General features: G+C 69.6%; 22 protein-coding genes. 2 read left to right on the top strand and 20 right to left on the bottom strand.

Annotated elements, in window-relative coordinates:
* Window positions 1-21 precede the first annotated feature (21 nt).
* Genes ACIBKX_RS27380 through ACIBKX_RS27365 form a run of 4 tightly spaced genes read right to left on the bottom strand, consistent with a single transcriptional unit; the run spans window position 22 to window position 3,044 of the window.
* Window positions 22-645, bottom strand: coding sequence for an ATP/GTP-binding protein (locus tag ACIBKX_RS27380; RefSeq protein ID WP_363274309.1), 624 nt, complete (start codon window positions 643-645; stop codon window positions 22-24).
* Entirely contained in the window at window positions 626-1,015 is a 390-nt protein-coding gene (locus ACIBKX_RS27375; protein ID WP_363274308.1) for a DUF742 domain-containing protein, read from the bottom strand. The genes ACIBKX_RS27380 and ACIBKX_RS27375 overlap by 20 nt, the downstream gene beginning before the upstream one ends.
* Window positions 1,012-1,419, bottom strand: coding sequence for a roadblock/LC7 domain-containing protein (locus ACIBKX_RS27370; RefSeq protein WP_363274307.1), 408 nt, complete (start codon window positions 1,417-1,419; stop codon window positions 1,012-1,014). The genes ACIBKX_RS27375 and ACIBKX_RS27370 overlap by 4 nt, the downstream gene beginning before the upstream one ends.
* On the bottom strand, window positions 1,416-3,044 hold the full coding sequence (locus tag ACIBKX_RS27365; protein ID WP_363274306.1) for an ATP-binding protein: 1,629 nt from the start codon (window positions 3,042-3,044) through the stop codon (window positions 1,416-1,418). The genes ACIBKX_RS27370 and ACIBKX_RS27365 overlap by 4 nt, the downstream gene beginning before the upstream one ends.
* A 572-nt stretch (window positions 3,045-3,616) precedes the next feature.
* On the opposite strand from ACIBKX_RS27365, the gene ACIBKX_RS27360 reads away from it, so the two are divergent.
* Window positions 3,617-4,705: an LLM class flavin-dependent oxidoreductase gene (locus ACIBKX_RS27360; protein WP_363274304.1), complete on the top strand. Its 1,089-nt coding sequence runs from the start codon at window positions 3,617-3,619 to the stop codon at window positions 4,703-4,705.
* Between the two features lie 117 nt (window positions 4,706-4,822).
* On the opposite strand, the gene ACIBKX_RS27355 is transcribed toward ACIBKX_RS27360, so the two are convergent.
* The 12 genes from ACIBKX_RS27355 to ACIBKX_RS27300 all read right to left on the bottom strand — a co-directional run bounded on the left by ACIBKX_RS27355 (window position 4,823) and on the right by ACIBKX_RS27300 (window position 16,913).
* Complete coding sequence (locus tag ACIBKX_RS27355) at window positions 4,823-7,633, bottom strand: DEAD/DEAH box helicase (RefSeq protein ID WP_363274303.1); 2,811 nt, start codon at window positions 7,631-7,633, stop codon at window positions 4,823-4,825.
* Window positions 7,634-7,694: 61 nt separating this feature from the next.
* Window positions 7,695-8,594 carry a diacylglycerol kinase gene (locus ACIBKX_RS27350; protein WP_363274302.1) on the bottom strand — a complete coding sequence of 300 codons (900 nt, stop codon included), beginning with the start codon at window positions 8,592-8,594 and terminating at the stop codon, window positions 7,695-7,697.
* Window positions 8,595-8,611: 17 nt separating this feature from the next.
* Entirely contained in the window at window positions 8,612-9,562 is a 951-nt protein-coding gene (tatC, locus tag ACIBKX_RS27345) for a twin-arginine translocase subunit TatC (RefSeq protein WP_363274301.1), read from the bottom strand.
* A gap of 47 nt (window positions 9,563-9,609) precedes the next feature.
* Window positions 9,610-9,897, bottom strand: coding sequence for a Sec-independent protein translocase subunit TatA (gene tatA / locus ACIBKX_RS27340; RefSeq protein WP_363274300.1), 288 nt, complete (start codon window positions 9,895-9,897; stop codon window positions 9,610-9,612).
* Between the two features lie 249 nt (window positions 9,898-10,146).
* Window positions 10,147-10,344 (bottom strand): hypothetical protein, encoded by a 198-nt coding sequence (locus ACIBKX_RS27335; RefSeq protein WP_363274298.1) that lies wholly within the window; start codon window positions 10,342-10,344, stop codon window positions 10,147-10,149.
* A gap of 9 nt (window positions 10,345-10,353) precedes the next feature.
* Window positions 10,354-10,605, bottom strand: a complete 252-nt coding sequence (locus tag ACIBKX_RS27330; protein WP_361827467.1) for a hypothetical protein — start codon at window positions 10,603-10,605, stop codon at window positions 10,354-10,356.
* A gap of 11 nt (window positions 10,606-10,616) precedes the next feature.
* On the bottom strand, window positions 10,617-11,606 hold the full coding sequence (locus ACIBKX_RS27325) for a WYL domain-containing protein (RefSeq protein ID WP_363274297.1): 990 nt from the start codon (window positions 11,604-11,606) through the stop codon (window positions 10,617-10,619).
* A 16-nt stretch (window positions 11,607-11,622) separates the two neighbouring features.
* The gene (locus tag ACIBKX_RS27320; protein WP_363274296.1) at window positions 11,623-12,576 is read right to left on the bottom strand and encodes a WYL domain-containing protein; all 954 of its coding nucleotides are present in this window, start codon (window positions 12,574-12,576) and stop codon (window positions 11,623-11,625) included.
* Between the two features lie 136 nt (window positions 12,577-12,712).
* Window positions 12,713-13,087 (bottom strand): FKBP-type peptidyl-prolyl cis-trans isomerase, encoded by a 375-nt coding sequence (locus tag ACIBKX_RS27315; protein WP_363274294.1) that lies wholly within the window; start codon window positions 13,085-13,087, stop codon window positions 12,713-12,715.
* A 59-nt stretch (window positions 13,088-13,146) separates the two neighbouring features.
* Window positions 13,147-14,151, bottom strand: a complete 1,005-nt coding sequence (locus tag ACIBKX_RS27310) for an FKBP-type peptidyl-prolyl cis-trans isomerase (RefSeq protein WP_363274413.1) — start codon at window positions 14,149-14,151, stop codon at window positions 13,147-13,149.
* Window positions 14,152-14,282: 131 nt separating this feature from the next.
* Window positions 14,283-15,644, bottom strand: coding sequence for a Pup--protein ligase (gene pafA, locus ACIBKX_RS27305; protein WP_055550703.1), 1,362 nt, complete (start codon window positions 15,642-15,644; stop codon window positions 14,283-14,285).
* A 9-nt stretch (window positions 15,645-15,653) separates the two neighbouring features.
* A complete protein-coding gene (locus tag ACIBKX_RS27300; RefSeq protein ID WP_363274292.1) occupies window positions 15,654-16,913 on the bottom strand; it encodes an MFS transporter in 1,260 nt (419 codons plus the stop codon).
* Between the two features lie 134 nt (window positions 16,914-17,047).
* Between ACIBKX_RS27300 and ACIBKX_RS27295 the strand changes: the two genes are divergently transcribed.
* Window positions 17,048-18,070: a LacI family DNA-binding transcriptional regulator gene (locus ACIBKX_RS27295; RefSeq protein ID WP_363274290.1), complete on the top strand. Its 1,023-nt coding sequence runs from the start codon at window positions 17,048-17,050 to the stop codon at window positions 18,068-18,070.
* Between the two features lie 78 nt (window positions 18,071-18,148).
* Here the strand turns inward: ACIBKX_RS27295 and prcA are convergent, their stop codons facing one another.
* From prcA to ACIBKX_RS27275, 4 genes are all read right to left on the bottom strand, one after another.
* Window positions 18,149-18,928, bottom strand: coding sequence for a proteasome subunit alpha (gene prcA, locus ACIBKX_RS27290; protein ID WP_363274289.1), 780 nt, complete (start codon window positions 18,926-18,928; stop codon window positions 18,149-18,151).
* Window positions 18,929-18,981: 53 nt separating this feature from the next.
* A complete protein-coding gene (gene prcB / locus ACIBKX_RS27285; RefSeq protein ID WP_363274288.1) occupies window positions 18,982-19,827 on the bottom strand; it encodes a proteasome subunit beta in 846 nt (281 codons plus the stop codon).
* Window positions 19,779-20,291, bottom strand: a complete 513-nt coding sequence (locus tag ACIBKX_RS27280) for an endonuclease VII domain-containing protein (protein WP_363274411.1) — start codon at window positions 20,289-20,291, stop codon at window positions 19,779-19,781. The genes prcB and ACIBKX_RS27280 overlap by 49 nt, the downstream gene beginning before the upstream one ends.
* Window positions 20,292-20,381: 90 nt before the next feature.
* A complete protein-coding gene (locus tag ACIBKX_RS27275) occupies window positions 20,382-20,600 on the bottom strand; it encodes a ubiquitin-like protein Pup (protein WP_062780032.1) in 219 nt (72 codons plus the stop codon).
* Between the last annotated feature and the right edge of the window lie 92 nt (window positions 20,601-20,692).

Genomic DNA, 20,692 nt, shown 5'->3' with positions numbered 1-20,692 from the left:
GGTTGCGGATGAGATGAGGTGTCAGGCGCGGGCCACGGCCAGGGCGTGCAGGTACCGCATGAGGGTCAGCAGGGTGTCCCGGCTGGACGCGCGCTGCCGGGCGTCGCACTTCACGATCGGCACCGCCTCGTCCAGGTCGAGGGCGCCGCGCAGTGCCGCGATCGGGTGCTGGGGCGCGTCCGGGAAGTCGTTGACGGCGACGACGAAGGGCACGCCCCGCTCCTCGAGGCGCCCGATCACGTCGAAGCTGACCTCGAGGCGCCGGGTGTCGATGAGGACGACCGCGCCGAGCGCGCCCTCGAAGAGCCCGTTCCACAGGAACCAGAAGCGTTCCTGGCCGGGGGTGCCGAACAGATAGAGCACCAGCTCTTCGGAGATGCTGATCCGGCCGAAGTCCATCGCCACGGTGGTGGCGGTCTTGGACTCGGAGCCGTAGTTGTCGTCCACGCCGATACCGGCCTGGGTCATGGTCTCTTCGGTGGTCAGCGGACGGATCTCGCTGACCGAGCCGACCATGGTGGTCTTGCCGACCCCGAACCCGCCCACGATCACGATCTTCACCGCGGCCGTGGCCGTGTGCGGCAGCACGTCCTCGCTGCTGGGTCCGGTGATGGTGGCCAGGCTCTCAGAGTTTTTGAAGTCCATGCATCACCGCTTCGAGAAGGGAACGGTCGGGGAGCGTGGAGCGGACGATCGGCTCGCGCGCCTGCACGAGTTCCGCCTCGATCATCTTCGTCAGGAGGACCGTCACCACACTGAACGGCAGTGCGAGATACGCCGAGAGCTCGGCGACGGACAGCGGCTGCCTGCACAGCCGTAAGACGACCGAGTGCTCCGGCTGCGCCGTGGGTGCCGCCTCGCCGTGCGCGACGATCAGCGTGACCAGGTCGAGCGGTGCTCTGTCGGTGTCCTCGCCCGTCAGGATGTACAGCCGTTCGGGGTTCTCCGGGGTGCGCCGCTCCCGCTGCGGAGGGTCGTCCCGGTGGGCGGGGTCATCGCCTTGCGGAGGAGTCATACGGCCTGCCCGTCTCGCCGGGGCGGGCTCGTCAGATGGGCGCCGATCCGGACGACGAGGTCCCGCATGCGGTTGCCGATGAGGCCCGCGTCCACGGTCTCGTCGGCGAGGACGGCGAGGTAGGCGCCGGCGCCCGCGGCCATCATGTAGAAGTAGCCGCCCTCGATCTCGATGATCACCATGCGCATCCCGCCGTCGCTGTGCGGGATCTCGGTGGCGACGGCGGCCGCGAGGGACTGGAGTCCCGCGCAGGCGGCGGCGATCCGGTCGGCGGCGTCGGGGTCGCCGCCGTAGCGTGCGATCCGCAGTCCGTCCGCGGAGAGCACGACGATCTGCCGGGTCTGCGGGACCCCGTCGGCGAGCTCCTTGAGCATCCAGTCGAAATTGGCCCGTTGCTGGATCACTTCCAGCCCCCCTCGTCGGCATTGTCGGCGGTGCCGTGGTCGTTCTCGGTGTGGTTCCCGGGGGACAGCGGGTCGTCGCCGGTGGGCTCGTCGCCCTTGACGCCCTTCATGAAGGCCTCGATCCACAGACCGGGCTCCTTCTCCTCCTTCTTCACCGGTTCGGGTACGACCGGTGCGGCGGACGGCGGGGCGTACTGGGCCTTCTGCTCCCGGTACTTCTCGTCGGCCGCCTGCTGGGCAAGGCGCTCGCCCAGCGGAGTGCGGACCCGGCTGCGGCGCTGCGGCAGCCCGTTGCTCGTCCACTCGGTGACCTCGGGGACGTCGTCCTCCATCGGCGCGGTCATCGCCTTGGCGAGCGGTGGTCCCGCCGTCATCACGCGGGGCTTCTTGCGCCGGATGCCGATCGGCTCCTTGATGGGCTGGCCGTCGGCGTTGACCCGCGGCACCGCGGAGGCGCCGATGCCGTGCGCCAGGCCGGGCGCGGGTCCGGTGGTGATCATCTCGCGCGGCACGATGAGGACCGCGCGCACGCCGCCGTACGCGGACTGGCGGAGCGAGACCTGGAGGTTGTACATCTGCGAGAGGCGGCCCACGACCGCCATGCCAAGGCGCGGGGTCTCGCCGAGGTCGTTCAGGTCGATGCCGGCCTGGGCCTGGGCGAGCATCCGCTCGGCCCGTGCCCTGGCCTCCTCGCTGAGGCTGACGCCGCCGTCCTCGATCTCGACGGCGATGCCGGTCTGCACCTCGACCGCGGTGACGTGCACCCGCGTCTGCGGCGGGGAGTACCGCGTGGCGTTGTCGAGGAGTTCGGCGCAGGCGTGGATGAGCGGCTCGACGGAGGTGCCGTGGATGGCGACCTTGGCGATCGAGTGCAGGTCGACGCGCTGGTACTCCAGGATCCGCGACATGGCGCCGCGCAATACGCTGAACAGCGGTACGGGCTTGGGCCATTGGCGGCCGGGGCGGGCGCCGCCCAGCACGGTGATCGAGTCGGCGAGGCGGCCGATCAGCGCGGTGCCGTGGTCGATGCGGAGCAGGTCGTCGAAGACCTCGGGGTTGCGGCCGTGGAACTCCTCCATCTCGCGCAGTTCCGCGGCCTGTTGGTGGACGATGGACTGGACGCGCCGGGCGATGTTGACGAAGGCGCGCTGCGAGGACTCGCGCATCGCCTCTCCGGTGTCCAGGGTGTCCAGGACGTGCCGCAGCATCTGGCGCTGCGACTGCGGGAGTTCGGCGAAGTTGGGGTCGCCGTCGACGAGGTGCCGGATGACCTCCGACGGCGCCTCGCCCTGCCGGAGCCGGAACACGGCCTCCGGGATGATCTCCCTGCCCAGCCGGACGGTCTCGTCGTCATGGGATGCGATACGCCGCTCCAGATGGGCGATTCGCCGTGCGTACTGCGTGTGGAGCTCACGGATGGACCGGCCGCGCCGCACGGCTTCGGCGCCGACCGCGATGACCACGAGGGTCGCGATCGCGCCGCACCAGCCGACCGCGATGCGGGCGGGTTCCGTGACCGCCGCGACAGCGGCTCCGGTTGCCGCGGCCATCAGCATGGCGGGCAGCAACAACACACGCGCGTAAGGGACTTCTCGGCCACCGGGAGGCGATTGAACACTCACCATGTATGCCCTCTGAACACTCGTCTTGGGGGGAGGAATTGGGGGGGTGATCCTGCGAAATGGGGGTGTGCTGCGAGGAGTTGAAAACGAAAGAGACAGACGGAATATCAATCGAAATGGGAACAAGCGCACGAATCTATCGCAACTCGTTTCAACTCGCCGCGCTCCGGGCGAGCTTAGTCCGCCGGAATCATCGCCGAGTCATATTCCGCAACCCCCTGCAGCGGCCTCGCCGACAGGCATACACTCGGCCCCATTTGCACGCGTGGCGATCAATCGAACACATGGAGTGATGGCGTCGAACAGGCGGGAACATGGCCGCCCAACGGCTCCGACTCGGCCCCAACTCGGCTCCGGAGAACGGGGAATGGCCGTCGACCGGCCGTGGTTGACGCCTCATATGGACGGCTGTTCCCCTGGGCCGATGCGCCCTCAGCTGCGGCTGGTCACCCGCGACCACATCGACTTCGGTCGAGTGTGGTCCGCCTCGTGTTGCTCCTGACTGCTTCGAAGTCGGTTTCTGACTCCCGTCATGTCAGCGCACACCACGACCAGTCGAGATGTGAGGCCCCACCATGCCCGTCGAGTTCCTCGGCATAGCAGCGACCAACGAAGGCTCCGAAGTCACCGCCCGCTCGGGAGCTTCGTTCGACAAGGACTACACGCTCCGGCTCGCCCGGGCCCATGAGGACCACGGCTGGGACCGCGTCCTGTTCGCGTACGGCTCCGGCTCACCGGACCCCTCCCCCGCCGCCGCGTACGTCGCGTCCCACACCGACCGCCTCCAGATCCTGGTGGCGCACCGCCCGAACGTCTCGTACCCCACCTTCGCGGCGAAGACCTTCGCGACGCTCGACCGGATCAGCGACGGCCGTCTCGCCGTCCACTTCATCACCGGCGGCAACGACCACGAGCAGCGGCGCGAGGGCGACTTCCTCACCAAGGACGAGCGGTACGCGCGGACCCGCGAGGCCATCCAGATCATCAAGAAGGCATGGACCTCGCACGAGGCGTTCGACCACGAGGGCACGCACTACCGCTTCAAGGACTTCGTCAGCGACACCTTCCCGGTCCAACAGCCGCATCCGCGCGTCTCGTTCGGAGGTTCCTCGCCTGCCGCGTACGCCGCGGGGGGCGCCGAAGCGGACATCTACTGCCTGTGGGGCGAGCCGCTGGCCCAGACCGCCGAGCAGATCGAGTCGGTGAAGGCGGCGGCGAGGGCCGCGGGCCGCACGGACATCCCCAGGATCCAGGTGGCGTTCCGCCCGATCATCGCGCCGACCGAGGAGCTGGCCTGGGAGAAGGCACACGCGACACTGGCCCGCATCAAGTCCCGCAGGCCGGGCGCGGCTCCCCACAGCCCGGAGAACTCCGGCTCACAGCGCCTGCTGGCGGCAGCGGCCTCCGCCGACCGCCACGACCGCGCCCTATGGACCCCCACGGCGGCGGAAACGGGCGGCGCCGGCAACTCCACGGCGCTGGTGGGCACCCCGGAAACAGTCGCCCAAGCCCTCCTGGACTACTACGACTTGGGCGTGGAAATCCTCTCGGCCCGCGGCTACGACCTCCTGGGCGACGCCATCGACTTCGGCCGCGAGGTGATCCCGATCGTGCGCGAGGAGGTGGCGAAGCGGGACGCGGCGCGCGCGGACTCGGCAGCGTAGGCGGCACCCCACCGGGCCCGACCCGTCCGCCGGGCAGTGGGCCCAGGGGCTTGCCCCAGGTTTCGGGAAGGGGCGGGCTTGGGGACAGCACCTCGCCCGCCCCGCCCCCACCCACCGTCAGCCGACCGAGCTGTACGCCACGACCCCCCGCAGCAGCTGATCCACGGCCTTGCGGGCGTTCTTGGCCACCGTCGACCCCTCGCGAGGCGCCGCCGCGGCGATCTGCCCCAGCACATCGATCACCTGCTTGCACCACCGCACGAAGTCTCCCGCGGGCATGTCCGCCTCCCGGAGCACCTCGTCGAGCGACTTGTCGGACGCCCACATGTACGCCGCCCAGGCGAAGCCCAGATCGGGCTCGCGCTGCCCGACCCCCTCCGTCTGGTTGATCTTGAACTCTTCCTCAAGGGCATCGAGGCGGCCCCAGATCCGCACCATCTCACCGAGCGCGGCCTTCGCCTTGCCGGACGGCAGCTTCGGCGCGAGCGCGTCGTCACCGACCCGCGCCTCGAAGACCAACGCCGAGACGCACGCGGCCAGTTCGGCGGGGCTGAGCCCCTCCCAGACGTCCGCCCGCAGGCATTCACTGGCCAGCAGATCCAACTCGCCGTACAGCCGGGCGAGCCGCTTGCCGTGCTGGGTGACCTCGTCGCCCCGCAGATAGTCCAGCTCGGTCAGGAGCGCGACGATCCGGTCGAAGGTCCGGGCGATCGTGTTCGTGCGCCCCTCGATGCGGCGCTCCAGCTGCTTGGTGTCCCGCCGCAGCCGGTAGTACCGCTCGGCCCACCGCGCATGGTCCTCCCGCTCGTCGCACCCATGGCAGGGATGCGCCCGCAGCTCCGCGCGGAGCCGGGCGATCTCGCGGTCGTCCGCGGCGGCGGCCCGCCCCTTGCGGTGCCGCTCCGGCACGATGTGCCCGGCCTTGGTGCGCAGCGCGGAGGCCAGATCGCGGCGCGACTGCGGCGAGCGCGCGTTGAACGACTTCGGGATGCGCATCCGCTCCAGCGCCTCGACCGGCACCGGGAAGTCCATCGAGGCGAGCCGCTTGACCTGCCGCTCGGCGGTCAGCACCAGCGGCCGGGGCCCGTCCTGGTGCTCGAAGCCACGGTGTCCGTTGACCCGCCCGGCGGGCAGCCCGGGATCGAGGACGAGGGCGAGGCCCGCGTACTTCCCGGTCGGCACATGGATGACGTCGCCCGGCTTCAGCTTCTCCAGGGCGGCGGCGGCCGCGGCCCTGCGCTGGTTGGCGCCCTGCTTGGCCAGATCCGTCTCGCGGTCCTTCAGTTCGCGGCGCAGCCGCGCGTACTCCTCGAAGTCCCCCAAGTGGCAGGTCATGGACTCCTTGTAGCCCTCAAGACCCTCTTCGTTCTTCTGCACCTGGCGGGAGATCCCGACGACCGACTTGTCGGCCTGGAACTGCGCGAAGGACGTCTCCAGGAGCTCGCGCGAGCGGTGCCGCCCGAACTGCTCGACCAGGTTCACCGCCATGTTGTACGACGGCTTGAAGCTGGACCGCAGCGGGTACGTACGCGTGCCCGCGAGCCCGGCCAGGTGCTCGGGGCTCATGGCCCGCTGCCACAGCACGACGGCATGGCCCTCGACGTCGATGCCGCGCCGCCCGGCACGGCCGGTCAACTGGGTGTACTCACCCGGGGTGATGTCGGCGTGCTGCTCGCCGTTCCACTTGACCAGCTTCTCCAACACCACGCTGCGCGCGGGCATGTTGATGCCGAGGGCGAGCGTCTCGGTGGCGAAGACGGCACGGACGAGGCCGCGCACGAAGAGCTCCTCGACGACTTCCTTGAAGGTGGGCAGCATGCCCGCGTGGTGCGCGGCGATGCCCCGCTCCAGACCCTCCAGCCATTCGTAGTAGCCGAGGACGTGCAGGTCCTCGTCCGGGATGGCGGCCGTCCGCTCCTCGACGATCTCGCGGACCTGGGCCCGCGCCTCCTCGTCGTTCAGCCGAAGACCCGCGTGCAGACACTGCTGCACGGCGGCCTCGCAGGCCGCGCGGCTGAAGATGAACGTGATGGCGGGCAGCAGGCCCTCGGAGTCGAGCCGGTCGATGACCTCGGGCCGGCCCGGCGTCCAGATCCGGGACCGCTGCCGGCGCTCGCGCTCACGGTCGGCCTCGCGGACCATCTTGCCCTTGCGGCGGTCCCGCGGGTTGTACGAACGGCTGGCCTCCATCCGCGCCATGCGCGTGAGGTCGGGGTTGACCGCCTTCTTGTGGCCCTCGCCCTCCTCGAAGAGGTCGTACATCCGGCGCCCGGCGAGCACATGCTGGAAGAGCGGCACGGGCCGGTGCTCGGAGACGATCACCTGGGTGTCGCCGCGCACGGTGTCCAGCCAGTCGCCGAACTCCTCCGCGTTCGACACCGTCGCCGACAGGGAGACCAGCGTGACGGACTCCTGGAGGTGGATGATCACCTCTTCCCAGACGGCGCCGCGGAAGCGGTCGGAGAGGTAGTGCACCTCGTCCATCACCACATAGCCGAGGTTCAGCAGCGACTGCGAGCCCGAATACAGCATGTTGCGCAGCACTTCGGTGGTCATCACGACCACCGGGGCATCGGAGTTGACGCTGTTGTCGCCGGTCAGGAGGCCGACCTTGTCCGCGCCGTACCGCTTCGCCAGGTCGGCGTACTTCTGGTTGGAGAGCGCCTTGATCGGCGTGGTGTAGAAGCATTTCTTGCCCTGGAGCAGGGCCAGGTGCACGGCGAACTCGCCGACGATCGTCTTGCCCGAGCCCGTGGGGGCGGCCACGAGCACACCCTTGCCCGCCTCGAGCGCCCGGCAGGCCTCGATCTGGAAGGGGTCGAGGCCGAATTCGTACATCTCGCGGAAGCCAGCGAGTGCGGTGGCCTGCTCGACAGCGCGCTCGCGCGCCGCCGCGTACCGCTCGGCCGGTGAGAGGTCCTCTGTCATCGTGCTTTCGAGCCTACCGGCCCCCACTGACAACGGACGATCATTATCTGTCTTACGGCACTCAGGGCGTCTCGGGCCCCAGGATCCGCACGGCCCCCGGCACACACTCCGCGGTCAGCGGCAGCGCCCCCAGCTGCTCCCCGTCCGCGTATCCGGTGACTCCGGAGGCGGCGAGCTCCACCTTCCGCGCCCGGTGGACGGTGACCTTGGGATGGTCCAGGTGCGTCCCCTTGTAGACCTGCGGGAACACCTTCAGGAGCGTCGTACGGCTGCAGTCGCCGACGACGGTGACGTCGAAGAGCCCGTCGCTCAGGTCGGCGCGGGCGCAGATGCGCATGCCTCCGCCGTACGAGGATCCGTTGCCGACGGCGACGAGCGTCGCGTCGACCTCGTGGACCGCCCCGTCGTCCAGCGTGATCCGGAACGGGGTGGGCCTGAAGGTGGCCAGCTCGGCGACCATGGCGAGGTCGTACTTGAAGCGTCCGGTGGGCCAGCGCATCCGGTTGCCCCGGTCGTTGACCCGCGAGTCGAAGCCGGAGGCGAGGACGGTGCCGAACCAGGTCTTGCCCACCCGCCCCAGGTCGACGCCGCGCGTGCGCCCCGCGTCCAGCGCGTCGGCGACGATCGCCCCGGCGGCCGCGGGGTCCCGCACCGGGAGGCCGAGCGCCCGCGCGAAGTCGTTGCCGGTGCCCACCGCGATCACCCCCAGGGGCGTGTCGGTCTGGGCGACCGCCTGCAGCGCGAGGCTCGCCATGCCGTCGCCGCCGACGGCTATCAGCGCCCCGGTGCCGCCCTCGACGGCGTCCCGCGCCCGGCGCAGCGCGTCGGCGGCGTCCTCGCCGATGACGGTACGTACGGAGAAGCCTGCCGCCCGCAACGCCGAAGCGGCCGGCTGCGCCGCGTGGGCGCCCCGGCCGCGTCCCGCGGTGGGATTGACGAAGAGAGTGATCTCGCTGGTCACGGCCGGACCCTACAAGGTCAGGTCACGTCGTCGAAACCGTTTACCCGGTCTCGGTCCGAGCCGGCCTGCTCCGGCAGCGCGCGGCTGGCCGCGACGGACTCGATCTCGCCGACGTCCTCGGGCGTCAGGTCGAGGTCGGAGGCCTCGTCGTCGGCGGGCCCGGCAGCCGCGATCCTGTCCTTGCGCCGGTCGTTGATCAGCGCGAAGGCGGTGGCCGCGAAGTACAGCACCCAGATCGGCCCGGCCAGCGCGATCATGGTCAGCGGGTCCGTGCTGGGCGTCGCCACGGCCGCGAAGACCGTGATGCCCATGATCATGCCGCGCCACCAGCCGAGCATCCGCTTTCCGGTGAGTACGCCGGTGAGGTTGAGCATCACCAGGAGCAGCGGCAGCTCGAAGGAGAGGCCGAAGACGATCACCATGCGGGTGACCAGGTCGATCAGCTCGTCCAGCGGGAGCTGGTTGTCCACACCGCCCGGCGAGAACTCCAGCAGCACCCGCGCCATCGTCGGCAGCGTCTTGTACGCGAAGAAGGCACCGCCCAGGAAGAGCGGGAAGCCGGCACCCACGAAGGCGTACGCGTACTTCTTCTCGCTCTTGTGCAGTCCGGGCGCGACGAAGGCCCAGAGCTGGTAGAGCCAGACCGGCGAGGCGAGCACCAGACCGGCCATCAGGGAGATCTTCAGCGCGAGGGTGAACGGCGTGAGCAGGCCGTTCAGGACGATGCGCGCGCACGTGCCGTCTTCCTTCTTCGCCAGCTCGGCGAAGCTGGACTCACAGCCCACCGAGCTCAGGATCGGGTTCGTGAAGAACTCGATGATGTCCTTGTAGAAGAAGGCGGCGACGACCGCGACGACGATGATGGCCAGCACGGCCTTCGCGAGCCGGTTGCGGAGCTCACGCAGGTGCTCCGCAAGAGGCATCCGCCCCTCGGGATCCTGTTCCTTCTTGCGGGCAGACTTGAGCAACCCACGTCCTCATCTCGTGCGGCAGGCCGGCCGTCGCCGGCCTTGGATCAGCGCTGAGTCGTACGATCGGTGGGCTCGGTGACCGGGCGCGAGCTGGTCACGTCGCCGGGCGCGGCCTGGATGGTGCGCTGCTGGGCGGAAGGCTCCGCGGGCGGGTCGGTCGGGGCGGTCTCGTCCTTCTTGCCGTCCGTCTTCATCGCCTTGGCCTCGCTCTTGAGGATGCGCGCGGACTTGCCGAGCGACCGGGCCATGTCGGGAAGCTTCTTCGCGCCGAACAGCAGAACGATGACGACGAGAATGAGAATGATCTCGGGGGCGCCGATCTTTCCGAACATAGGTCAATACCTTCTCACCGAGGCGGCAGGGGCGGGGCTGCCGGACAGGCCGGACTTGCTGTCCGGCCACCGTGCTGGCAGCGATCGTAACGCTCAGGGGTGAACGCAGGGCAATCCCTGTGCGTACTCCCAGTCGCGGCCCGCGCCTCGCACTCCGGGCCGCCTGTGCAGCGTACCTTCCGGGCAAGGGAAGTTGACAGGTGGCGGTATCGATGCGCGCCTCAGCGGCACCGGCGGCACGCACCGGGCCTAGCGGGCGTCCCGGCCCGCACGGGCCACGCCCGTCGCCGCCGCCTCAAGATCCTCGGCGGCGCGGTTGATCCGCCGTGTGGTCTCCGTCACTTGACGGCTCAGCCGCTGCGCCTCCAGGAAGACCCGGATCGCCAGGACGCCGAGCACGGCAAGCCCACAGAACCCCACAGCAATCGCCAGCATCGCCCAGAACATGCGCCGAGCCTAGACGGTCGAGTGCAGGCGCAGCGTCCGCACCCCACCGCCGGTGAGGAGCTCGACGATGCGCTCGCCCGCGGGCTTGCGCACCGCGGCTCCGCACTCGGGACAGGTGAACGAGTAGAAGGTGGTGCGGGCCGACGCCCCGATGGCCAACCGCAGGGCGCCCGCGGAGAGTTCGAAGCGGGCGCGGCAGTCGGGGCAGGCGGCCTTGAACAGCACCGGGGCGATTCTCGACATTCCGGGAATCTCGGACATGAGGCTGGTGTTCAACGCCCTTGCTCCTGCCTGTCGTACGACCCTTCGGGATGCCTGTCGTAGGCCGCCAGCGCCTCGCGCGCCGCCTGCCGCGCGCTGTCCGCGAGATCCTTCGGCGAGACGATGTGCCCGTCCCCGCCGAGCCGCAGCGCGAGCCTGCGCAGGGATGCGGGGTCCGGCGTACGCAGCGTGATCCGCAGGCCGCCGTCGGGCAGTTCCTCGGCGCTGTCGTGCGGGTAGTACTCGGCGACCCAGCGGCCGCCGGGCCCGACGTCGACGACCACCTCGGGGTCCTCGGCGGCGGGCTGCACCAGGCCCTCGGAGAGATCGCGCAGCTCGACCTCGGGCGGCGCGGACGGCTCGTCCAGGAGCCTGATCTCGGCGACCCGGTCGAGCCGGAAGGTGCGGCGTGCCTCGGAGAGGTAGCACCACGCCTCCATGTACGTGTGCCCCACGGCGAACAGCCGGATCGGGTCGACCTCACGCTCGGTGAGCTCGTCGCGGGCCGGCGAGTAGTAGCGCAGCCAGAGCCGCCGCCGCTCCGAGATGGCCCGGTCGACGTCCGCGAAGACACCGCCCTCGGACTCGAAGGTCACCGAGAGCCGCGCGCTGGCCCCTGCGGCCTCACCGGCCGCCGTCTCCAGCTTCGCGGTGGCCCTGAGCAGCGCCTGCCGGTCGCTCTCGCGCAGTCCGGGCAAGGTGGCCACCGCGCGGGCGGCCACCAGGAGCGCGGTGGCCTCGTCGGCGGCGAGCCGCAGCGGGGCCGCCACGTCGTCCGGGTTGTGCCACCAGATGCGGTCGCCGTCGGTGTCGATGTCGAGCAGGTCGCCGCCGCGGAAGCTGGTCCCGCACAGCGGCAGCACGTCCAGGTCGGAGATCAGCTCGTCCTGGGTGATCCCGAAGGCGCGGGCGACGTCGCTGACATGGGCGCCGGGGCGCTCGCGCAGATACGTCACCAGGGAGAGCATCCGCCGGGTCTGGTCGATGGCGTTCGAGGCCATGGTCTGTACGTCCCCCTCAGCCCTTGGCCACGGCGCGCAGCCGGTCCACGACATCGGCCCGCAGCTCGGCGGGCTCCAGGACCACCACATCGGGGCCGAACTCCACCAGCCAGGCATCGAGCCCGTGCCCGTACGGAATCTCCAACTCGTCCCACCCCTCGCCCGCTTCACGTATACGGGTGGCCTTGGCGCGCAGCGGATAGCCCGCCCCGGAGCGCAGCTTGATCAGGGCGGAGCGGTCCGCGCTCTCCCCCGCCCAGCTCGCCACGGTCTCGCGCACCGTGACCACGTCGGGGACGTCGGCGGTGAACTTCCCCGCGCGGGCGCGCACCTTGCCCGTGATCCGGGAGAGCCGGAAGACGCGCTCGGCCCCGCGGTCGCGGTCCCAGCCCGCCAGATACCAGTGGCCGCGCCAGCACTCCAGCGCCCACGGCTCGACATGGCGCTGCTCGGGGCGCGCGGCGGTGGCCTTGCGGTAGTCGAAGACGACGGGGCGGCGGTCACGGCAGGCCAGCATCAGCGGCTCGAAGGAGGCCTCGTGCACCGGGATGCGCGGCTCCAGGGCGCTGTGCGCCTCGTACGGGTCGACGTCCTCGGGCAGGCCCGCGGCGCGCAGCTTCTGCAGGGCGCCGCTGGCGGCTCCGGCGAGGCGGGCCTGCTGCCACACCTTGGCGGCCAGGCCCAGGGCGGCGGCCTCCTCGGCGTCGATGGTGATGGGCGGAAGCCGGTTGCTGTCGCGGCGGGCGAGATAGCCGACGTCCCCGTCGAGGTTCTCCACCGTCTCGATGACCACGCCGAGTTCGCGCAGATCGTCCTTGTCGCGCTCGAACATCCGGTTGAAGGAGTCGTCCGAGCCCGCCTCCAGATAGGCCTCGATGGACTCGCGCAGCTCGCGCTTGCTGAGCGGCCGCCGTGTTCCCAGCAGACACAGCGCCAGGTTCATCAGCCGCTCGGCCTTGGCAATGGCCATCGACGCCCTTTCTTGAAGGTTCCTACGACCGCGACCGTACCGTCCCGGGGTGTCGTGGCAAAAGCCGAGGGCCCATGCCAGAACAGGCATGGGCCCTCGGTGGACAGGTCTGATCAGACCTTGGCTGAGTCGTCGCTCAGACGGAGACGAGGTCGCAGACGAAGATCAGCGTCTCGCCGGGAGCGATACGGCCGCCGCCGGCGCCGCGGTCGCCGTAGGCGAGGTGGGCCGGGATGGTCAGCTCGCGCCGGCCACCCACCTTCATGCCCTGCACGCCCTGGTCCCAGCCGGCGATGACCTGACCGGCCCCGAGCTGGAACTCCAGCGGGTTGCCGCGGTTCCAGCTGGCGTCGAACTCCTCGCCCGTGCTGAACGCGACGCCCACGTAGTGGACCTTGACGAAGTCGCCCGCCTTGGCGACCGCCCCGTCACCCTCCCAGATCTCCTTGATCTGCAGATCGGCCGGCGGCTCGCCGACGGGGAAGTCGACCTCAGGCTTGTCGATGCTCACGAAAATGCTCCTGCTTGATACGGAAGGTCAGCGCGGACAGTCTTACATCCCTCGCGGGGTCACGCCTTCGCCAGGATGTCCACGGAGAAGACCAGCGTGGAGTCCTTCTTGATGGAGCTGCCCTGCGGCGGCTGGTCGCCGTATCCCAGCTCCGGCGGGATGACGATCAGGACGCGGCTGCCGACCTTCTTGCCGGTCAGGCCCTGCGCCCAGCCCTTGACGACCTGCGCCAGCTGGAACTGGGCGAGCTGACCGCTCTTGTACGAGGAGTCGAACTCCTTGCCGTCGGCCCACAGCACGCCCTTGTACTGGCACAGCAGGCTGTCGGTCTCCTTGACCTCGTCCCCGTCGCCCTCCAGGACGTAGGTGGCGACGAGCTTCTTGGGGGCGTCCTTCTTCTTCGGGACGTCGATCGAGGGGGCCTTGCCGTCCGTGTTCGTGCCGACCTTGGGGAGGTCGATGTTGGACTGCGCGACCTCCTTGCCCTTGGCGGAGCTCTTGGCGTTGAAGGTGCCGACCAGGTCGACGACGAAGACCAGCGTGTCGTCGCCCTTGATGCCCGCCTGCTCGTTGCCCTGCTCGCCGTAACCCATCTTCGGGGGGATGGCGAGCTCGACGCGGCTGTCCAGCTTCTTGCCGACCAGGGCCTGGTCCCAGCCGGGGATGACCTGGCCGACGCCGATCGGGAAGACCGTCGGGTTGCCCCGGTCGTAGGAGTTGTCGAAGACCTTGGCCGTGGCCCAGATCTGGCCCAGATAATTGGCCTGGAGGTAGTCGCCCTTCTTGACCTCGGCCCCCTTGCCCTGGATCAGGGTCTTGACCGCGAGGTCGGAAGACGGCTTGCCGTTCCCCTTGGCGACGGTCGGCTTCTGGCCGAACTTCGTCCCCTTCGTGATCTCGGGCACGGGCCCGTCCACGATCTTCGCCGTCGGCGCGGCCGAGGACGAGTTGCTGGGGGACGGGGTGTCGCTGGACTTGGCCTTGTCGGCCTTCTTGTCGTCACCACACCCGGCCAGCGTGAGCAGGCCGGCCGGAACTGCGAGAAGAAGTGAGCGTCGGCGCACGGTGGGGGCCTCGTATCGGTCGATCTTGTCGGTTGGCGTGCGCGCAACTCTACGCATGGAGAAGGGCGCCGTACGAGGAACGTACGGCGCCCCGCGTTGCGTTCCCGCAACGCACCACCTGTCGCAGGGGTTTACATGCCGGCGATCAGTTTCTCCACCCGGTCGTCCACCGACCGGAAGGGGTCCTTGCACAACACCGTGCGCTGCGCCTGGTCGTTGAGCTTGAGGTGCACCCAGTCGACCGTGAAGTCACGGCGCTGCTCCTGGGCCCGGCGGATGAAGTCCCCGCGCAGGCGCGCGCGCGTGGTCTGCGGGGGCACCGACTTGCCCTCGAAGATCTTCAAGTCGTTGCAGATACGGGCGGCTTGTCCCTTTCGTTCCAGGAGGTAGTACAGGCCACGACGCCGGTGGATGTCGTGGTACGCGAGGTCTATCTGCGCGACCCGCGGGTGCGACATGGTCATGTTGTTCTTCGCCCGGTACCGCTCGATGAGCTTGTACTTCATGACCCAGTCGATCTCGGTGCCGATCCGGTCGAGGTCCTCGGCCTCGATCGCGTCGAGCGTGCGGCCCCACAGCTCCAGGACCTGCTCGACCGTGCCCGTGCGGATGCCGCGGCGGTCCACGAAGTCCACGGCCTTCTCGTAGTACTCGCGCTGCACCTCCAGGGCCGATGCCTCACGGCCGCTGGCGAGCCGCACCTTGCGGCGGCCCGTGATGTCGTGGCTGACCTCGCGGATCGCCCGGATCGGGTTCTCCAGGGTCAGGTCACGCATCACCGTGCCCGCCTCGATCATGCGCAGGACGAGGTCGGTGGCACCGACCTTGAGCAGCATGGTCGTCTCGGACATGTTCGAGTCGCCGACGATGACGTGCAGCCGGCGGTAACGCTCGGCGTCCGCGTGCGGTTCGTCGCGGGTGTTGATGATCGGCCGGGAGCGGGTGGTCGCGGAGGAGACCCCCTCCCAGATGTGCTCGGCCCGCTGGCTCACGCAGTACACGGCGCCGCGCGGAGTCTGCAGCACCTTGCCCGCGCCGCACAGCAGCTGCCGCGTGACCAGGAACGGGATGAGGATGTCCGCGAGCCGCGAGAACTCCCCGTGCCGGGCCACCAGATAGTTCTCGTGGCAGCCGTAGGAGTTTCCCGCCGAGTCGGTGTTGTTCTTGAAGAGATAGACGTCGCCCGCGATTCCCTCCTCGTGCAGGCGGCGTTCGGCGTCGACGAGCAGGCCTTCCAGAATGCGCTCGCCCGCCTTGTCGTGCGTGACCAGCTCGGTCACGTTGTCACATTCCGGTGTCGCGTATTCCGGATGTGACCCGACGTCAAGATAGAGGCGGGCGCCGTTCCGCAGAAAGACGTTGCTGCTGCGGCCCCATGACACAACACGGCGGAAGAGGTAGCGCGCCACCTCGTCAGGTGACAGCCGGCGCTGCCCCCTAAACGTGCACGTGACGCCGTACTCGTTCTCCAGCCCGAAAATGCGGCGGTCCATGACTGAACATTACGCCTTATGCCCTGCACTGAAACCGGGTTCGACGGCACCGTTTCGATCAGTTTCCGATGAACCCGCAACAACCGCCGAATCCACCGGCAGTGCGAGCACCCGCCCCGTGGCCAGCAGCACCAGCAGCGCGGCCACCCCGGCGAAGCCCGGCACGGCGAAGCCCCACACCGTGCCGCCCCACTCGACCGCCGGCCCGGCGGCGGCCGTTCCCAGCGAGGCGCCCACGGTGAACGTCGTCACGAGCCAGGAGAACGCCTCGGTGACCGTGCCGCGCGGGGCGTGCCGGTCGACGATGATGAACGCGCACGCGAGCGCCGGGGCCAGGAAGACACCCGCGACGACCGTGAGCGCCACCATGGCGACCGGTCCCGGCGTCAGCGTCAACGGCCAGTAGCAGAGCGCCAGCAGGGCCACCAGGACCGTAAGACGCCTCTCCGGTACGCCGCTCCACTGCCGCGCCCCGTAGACGGAGCCGCCGACCAGGGCACCCAGGCCGATCGCCGCCATCATCCATCCGTAGACCGCGTCCCCGCCGTGCCCGTCCGCGTACGACACACCGGCGACGGTGATGGAGCCGAGCGCCATGCCGATGAAGAGGAAGGCACCGAGGAGCGCGAGCAGCCCCTTGGAGCGCAGCGCGCCCAGCCAGTGCGCCTCACGGGGCGCCGAGCGCCACGCGCGCGAGGGCTTCGACGTCACTACGGAGAGGGCGCCCAATACGCCGATGGCGTTCACGACGAGCAGCGCGGCCTGCTCCGACCAGAGCGCCACGCTGCCGGTGACGAGCAACGGGCCGACCGTGAACATGACTTCCTGGGCTATGGCGTCCATCGCGTACGCCGTGTGGACCTGCTCCTCCCTGCCCAGGACGCTCGGCCACAGGGCCCGCAGACCGCCCTCCAGGGGCGGCGTGAAAAGGCCCGCCACGGCAACCGCCGCATAGGCGGCCCCGAGCGAGTCCGGCCCCGTGAAGGCGAAGGCACCCATGCCCAGGGCGGAAAGCACCGCCGCCGGGAGCTGGACGCGGGGCTGTCCGTAGAGGTCCACCAGACGGCCGAGCAGCGGCTGCCCCACCGCGTTCGCCACGCCGTACACCGCCGCCAGCGCACCGGCCAGGCTGTACGTGCCGCCTTCCGCGCGGATGAACAGCACGATGGCGATCGCCGCCGTCGCGTTCGGCAGCCGGCCCACCAGCGTGCCGGCCAGCAGCCGCCCGGCATATCTCGTCCGGAGGATCTCCGCGTATCCGGCAGCCATCGCTTCCCGCCCCTCACCCCGGCTCCGACGGACCGAGGTTTTACGTATAACGTCGAGCGTCATACGTACCATGAGCGCTCACCGCGGGTCCACCTCGATGCCGGCCCGCGGCACCGATCCGGGAGGTACCACCAGTGGCCGGGCCACAGCAGGAGGCCACGGGGCCCCGCCCCACCAGCCACGACGTCGCACGCGCCGCCGGCGTGTCCCAGGCGACCGTCTCGCTGGTCCTCGGCGAGAAATGGCGCGGCCGGGTCGCCGAGCGCACCGCCGAGCGGGTCCGCGCCACCGCCCGCGAACTCGGCTACCGGCCCAATATCGCCGCCCGCAACCTGCGCCTGGGCCGGACCAGGACCGCGCTCCTCGTCGTCCCCGCCCTCACCAACGAATTCTTCGCCCGCGTCTACACCGGAGCCGCCCGCGTCGCCGCCGAGCACGGCTTCGGCGTCGTCCTCTACCCCTCCCCCGACGGCGTCGGCCCCGCCCGCGACCCCTTCGACTCCGCGCGCGCCTCCCTGGACGGCGTCCTCGCCTCCTCCATGGCCTCCGACGCCCTCGCCGCCATCCGGGGCGACGAACTCCCCCTCGTCATGCTCGACAGCGACCCCGCGGGCAGCCTCGGCGCGGCCACCGTCAACCTCGACATCGCCGACGGCATGCGCCGCGTCATCGGGCATCTGCTCGCCCTCGGCCACCGCGACTTCCTGCACCTCGCCGCCGGCGTCGACACCTGGACCTTCGACGTACGCGCCGACGCCCTCGCCACGGCGCTGCGCGGCACCGGAGCCGCCGTACGCACCGTGCGGGCACCCCTCGCCGTCGACGACGCCCGCGCCGCCACCGAGACCGCCCTCGGCGCGTCGGGACCCCGCCCCACCGCACTCGTCTGCGACGACGACATCCTGGCCGTCGGCGCCTGCAAGGCCGCCCGCAGGCTCGGCCTGCGGGTGCCCGAAGACCTCTCCGTGACCGGCTTCGACGACCTCAACCTGGCGACCGCCGTGGAGCCCGAACTCACCACCGTGCGACTGCCCGCCGAACGGTTCGGCGAGCGCGGCATGACCTCGCTGCTCGCCGTCCTCGACGGCCGCGCCCCCGAACTCGACACGCTCCCGGTCGAACTGGTCGTCCGCGGCTCGACCGCCCCCGCGCCCTAGGCGCCTGCGGACCCCGGACACACGTGCGCCCCGCGCCCTGACCACTCGGCCAGGACACGGGGCGTACGACGAAACGGACTACTGGTCGCCGGTGGTGGACCCGGAGTCGGAGCCCGCGTCCCCCTCCTCGGTGTCGGACGCCGCATCCGTCGGCGCCGAAGAGTCCTCCAGCAGCCGCGCCAGCTGACGACCCACGATGCGCTTGAACTTCCGCTGCTGCGGCCGCGTCCGGTCGAGCACCGCCACCTCGAGCCGCTCCGCGGGGATCTCCCGCTCACTGCCGTTGGTGTCACGGGACAGCGACTGCACCGCCAGCTTCAACGCCTCGGCCAGCGTCATGCTGTCCCGGTGGCGCTGATCCAGATACGTGCTGATCTGCTCCGCGTTGCCGCCGACCGCGACCGAGCCGTGCTCGTCCACGATCGAACCGTCGTGCGGCAGGCGGTAGATCTGGTCGCCCTCCGCCGTGTCCCCGACCTCGGCGACGACCAGCTCGACCTCGTACGGCTTCTCCGCCTGGCTCGAGAAGATCGTGCCCAGCGTCTGGGCGTAGACGTTCGCGAGCCCACGGGCCGTCACATCGTCACGGTCATAGGTGTATCCACGAAGATCGGCATAACGCACGCCGCCGATCCGCAGATTCTCGTACTCGTTGTACTTGCCGGCGGCCGCGAAGCCGATCCGGTCATAGATCTCGCTGAACTTGTGCAGCGCACGGGACGGGTTCTCGCCGACGAACACGATGCCATCGGCGAACTGCAGCACAACGAGGCTGCGGCCACGGGCGATGCCCTTGCGGGCGTATTCCGCCCGGTCGGCCATGGCCTGCTGGGGTGAGACATAGAACGGCGTCGACACCGGTTATCCGTCCCTTTCTGTCAGTGACTCAGTCAGTGGCGAATACGGATCGATCAGAGCAGCGAGGCCCGCGGGCCGTCCGGCTGCTCCAGGCGCCGCTCGAGGATCGAACGGGCGATCCCGGAGGACTCCTCGTCCGACAGCCTCCGGAACCCCTCGTCGGAGATCACGGTCACGATCGGGAAGATCCGCCGGGCCATGTCCGGACCGCCCGTCGCCGAGTCGTCGTCCGCGGCGTCGTACAACGCCTGCACGACGAGCGTCGTCGCCTCCTGCTCGCTCAGATCATCGCGGTACAGCTTCTTCATCGCACCGCGCGCGAACACCGAACCGGAACCGGTGGCCGCGAAGCCGTGCTCCTCGGAACGCCCGCCCGTGACGTCGTACGAGAAGATGCGCCCCTTCTCGCGGTCCACGTCATACCCCGCGAAGAGCGGGACGACGGCCAGGCCCTGCATGGCCATACCGAGATTGCTGCGGATCATCGTGGAGAGCCGGTTGGCCTTGCCCTCCAGCGAGAGCGTCGCCCCTTCGACCTTCTCGAAGTGCTCGAGCTCCAACTGAAAGAGCTTCACCATCTCGACGGCGAGACCGGCCGTACCGGCAATACCGACCGCCGAGTACTCGTCGGCCGGGAACACCTTCTCGATGTCCCGCTGCGCGATCACATTGCCCATGGTCGCCCGCCGGTCACCGGCGAGCACCACGCCACCGGGGAACGTCGTCGCCACGATCGTCGTGCCGTGCGGGGCCTCGATGACGCCCTGAGTGGGCGGCAGTTGGCGATTGCCGGGCAGGATCTCGGGCTGATGCTCTGACAGGAAGTCCATGAAGGACGACGATCCAGGCGTCAGGAAGGCAGCTGGTAGACGCCCGGTGCTACGAGTGTTGGCTTCCACGGGTTTCCTTCCAGGTAGGCAGCGGCTCGGTGCATTGCGTCTGTGTCTTCCTTCAACAAGCCGAGGCCAGAGTTGCAGTTGAAGCACAGTACGCCACGGACCTTACCCGTCTCGTGACAGTGATCCACATGTACCGCCGGGGCGGCCAAGCAGATGCAGCAGACGCCCATTTGAGAGGCGATCAGCTCATCGCGCTCAGCTACCGAGGTGCCGTACTTACGCCGCAGGTGCCCCTCAGGACCCGCTGCCGCTTTGCACGCCTTGCAGCGACTCGCCAACCCGTCAGCCGCGCTGTTCTTCCGGTGCCAATCAGCGTGCGGCTTCACTTCACCGCAACCCCGACAGTGCTTGTACCCGGGCTCCACGGGCACCTTCGCACGCACGGCCCGCCCCTTGGCTTCCTGGCGCCGCCGGTAACACTCGGCAGAGCACTCCCTGCAGTACGCCTGGAGGCCATCGGGCATCGACTTGTTACTGGCGAACGCCGCACGCTCCAGAGTCTGCTGACACCGGGAGCAGCGGCTGAAGCCATCCGACTTCATGTCCGATTTTTCCTACTGTCCACCCTTTTGTACGAAACTTCGAACAAAATCCTCTGCGTTCTCTTCGAGCACATCATCGATTTCGTCCAAAACGGAGTCCACGTCATCGCTCAGCTTTTCCTGCCGCTCCTTGAGATCCTCGGAGCCCTGCGCCTCCGGCGCCTGCTCCTCGGTCTCCTCGGTGGAGCGCGTCGCCTTCTGCTGTCCGCCGCCGGTGTCCTTGGTCGCCATGTACCTCACCCCGCTCGCTCGGTTCGATGCACTTGATCAGACCTTATAAGCCGGGTCTGACATCGGCCCCGCACTTTCCTCAACGTCCGGGG

Source organism: Streptomyces sp. NPDC050658 (assembly GCF_044457025.1).
Classification (GTDB): Bacteria; Actinomycetota; Actinomycetes; order Streptomycetales; family Streptomycetaceae; genus Streptomyces.
This window is presented reverse-complemented; position numbering and strand designations above follow the sequence as displayed.

What these genes read in the sequence shown, in the direction of transcription:
- ACIBKX_RS27330 (WP_361827467.1), bottom strand. Translation starts at nt 10,605, where the DNA reads ATGTCCGAGATTCCCGGAATGTCGAGAATCGCCCCGGTGCTGTTCAAG.
- ACIBKX_RS27375 (WP_363274308.1), bottom strand. Translation starts at nt 1,015, where the DNA reads ATGACTCCTCCGCAAGGCGATGACCCCGCCCACCGGGACGACCCTCCG.
- ACIBKX_RS27365 (WP_363274306.1), bottom strand. Translation starts at nt 3,044, where the DNA reads ATGGTGAGTGTTCAATCGCCTCCCGGTGGCCGAGAAGTCCCTTACGCG.
- ACIBKX_RS27320 (WP_363274296.1), bottom strand. Translation starts at nt 12,576, where the DNA reads ATGGCCATTGCCAAGGCCGAGCGGCTGATGAACCTGGCGCTGTGTCTG.
- ACIBKX_RS27355 (WP_363274303.1), bottom strand. Translation starts at nt 7,633, where the DNA reads ATGACAGAGGACCTCTCACCGGCCGAGCGGTACGCGGCGGCGCGCGAG.
- pafA (WP_055550703.1), bottom strand. Translation starts at nt 15,644, where the DNA reads ATGGACCGCCGCATTTTCGGGCTGGAGAACGAGTACGGCGTCACGTGC.
- ACIBKX_RS27380 (WP_363274309.1), bottom strand. Translation starts at nt 645, where the DNA reads ATGGACTTCAAAAACTCTGAGAGCCTGGCCACCATCACCGGACCCAGC.
- ACIBKX_RS27280 (WP_363274411.1), bottom strand. Translation starts at nt 20,291, where the DNA reads ATGCCCGATGGCCTCCAGGCGTACTGCAGGGAGTGCTCTGCCGAGTGT.
- ACIBKX_RS27300 (WP_363274292.1), bottom strand. Translation starts at nt 16,913, where the DNA reads ATGGCTGCCGGATACGCGGAGATCCTCCGGACGAGATATGCCGGGCGG.
- ACIBKX_RS27275 (WP_062780032.1), bottom strand. Translation starts at nt 20,600, where the DNA reads ATGGCGACCAAGGACACCGGCGGCGGACAGCAGAAGGCGACGCGCTCC.
- ACIBKX_RS27335 (WP_363274298.1), bottom strand. Translation starts at nt 10,344, where the DNA reads ATGTTCTGGGCGATGCTGGCGATTGCTGTGGGGTTCTGTGGGCTTGCC.
- ACIBKX_RS27325 (WP_363274297.1), bottom strand. Translation starts at nt 11,606, where the DNA reads ATGGCCTCGAACGCCATCGACCAGACCCGGCGGATGCTCTCCCTGGTG.
- ACIBKX_RS27360 (WP_363274304.1), top strand. Translation starts at nt 3,617, where the DNA reads ATGCCCGTCGAGTTCCTCGGCATAGCAGCGACCAACGAAGGCTCCGAA.
- tatA (WP_363274300.1), bottom strand. Translation starts at nt 9,897, where the DNA reads ATGTTCGGAAAGATCGGCGCCCCCGAGATCATTCTCATTCTCGTCGTC.